Origin of the sequence: Shewanella gaetbuli (assembly GCF_023284065.1) — a bacterium.
Classification (GTDB): domain Bacteria; phylum Pseudomonadota; class Gammaproteobacteria; order Enterobacterales; family Shewanellaceae; genus Shewanella; species Shewanella gaetbuli.
The window spans coordinates 1-977 of the sequence record NZ_JAKIKP010000027.1 but is presented as its reverse complement, the minus strand read 5'-3'; the positions used below and the strand labels follow the sequence as shown (position 1 = coordinate 977).

Here is a 977-nt window from a genome sequence, read left to right as displayed (position 1 = left end):
ATGACTGGGGTGAAGTCGTAACAAGGTAGCCCTAGGGGAACCTGGGGCTGGATCACCTCCTTACCTATACGACTAACTCAATATTTGCTGAGTGTTCACACAGATTACTTGATAGAAGAAAGAGAAAGATATCGAAAGGTATTTTTGAGGATTTTGATTGTTAATCAAGGCGCTTGAGGAGCGAAGGAGGATGTGTAGTTTACTACATGACGACTGAACGACGAAAGCAACGCAGAGTAGCGATTAAAAGACCAAAAAGAATGGGTCTGTAGCTCAGCTGGTTAGAGCGCACCCCTGATAAGGGTGAGGTCGGTGGTTCAAGTCCACTCTGACCCACCAAATCTTCATTTTACCTGCATTAATTGAAACCTCGTTTAGTAGACTAAACGTCGCAGTCAATTAACTGGTTAAAATTCGATTTGGCTTCGCCAATTGTTGAGTCAATAATTGGTACCTAGATAATTTCTCGCTGCATGTAATGGGGCTATAGCTCAGCTGGGAGAGCGCCTGCCTTGCACGCAGGAGGTCTGCGGTTCGATCCCGCATAGCTCCACCATTACTTCTCTAAGAGAAAGCATGCATTGGTTAGAGAGGCCAAAGATAAGTTTAAATTTATCTTTGGCTTTTTTAAGCCCGCTCTTTAACAATTTGGAAAGCTGATAGTATTTAATATGATGATGTCTGTCGTCATATTGATACAAATCGTTCGATACAGCACTTTATTTAAGGTGACGTATCGAGCATTGAGTTCTCAAAACACTGTTTAAGTGTCTTGAATATTCTAAAACTAAGGCGATTTCGTGTGTGAAAGCACATGAATTATCAAAGTAAAAACCAGCTAGTTGCAATACAGCTCAAGTGAAACTCATTTGGGTTGTATGGTTAAGTGACTAAGCGTATACGGTGGATGCCTTGGCAGTCAGAGGCGATGAAGGACGTAGTAACTTGCGAAAAGCGTTGGCGAGCTAGTAACAAGC

General features: G+C 42.4%; 2 tRNA genes and 2 rRNA genes. All 4 read left to right on the top strand.

Annotated features, from left to right (window positions below):
* Positions 1-63: ribosomal RNA gene (locus tag L2672_RS17225) — 16S ribosomal RNA — on the top strand; the annotation flags it as partial.
* Positions 64-262: 199 nt separating this feature from the next.
* Positions 263-339 (top strand) — tRNA-Ile (locus L2672_RS17220).
* A 141-nt stretch (positions 340-480) separates the two neighbouring features.
* Positions 481-556, top strand: a tRNA-Ala gene (locus tag L2672_RS17215).
* A gap of 324 nt (positions 557-880) precedes the next feature.
* Positions 881-977, top strand: a 23S ribosomal RNA gene (locus L2672_RS17210); the annotation flags it as partial.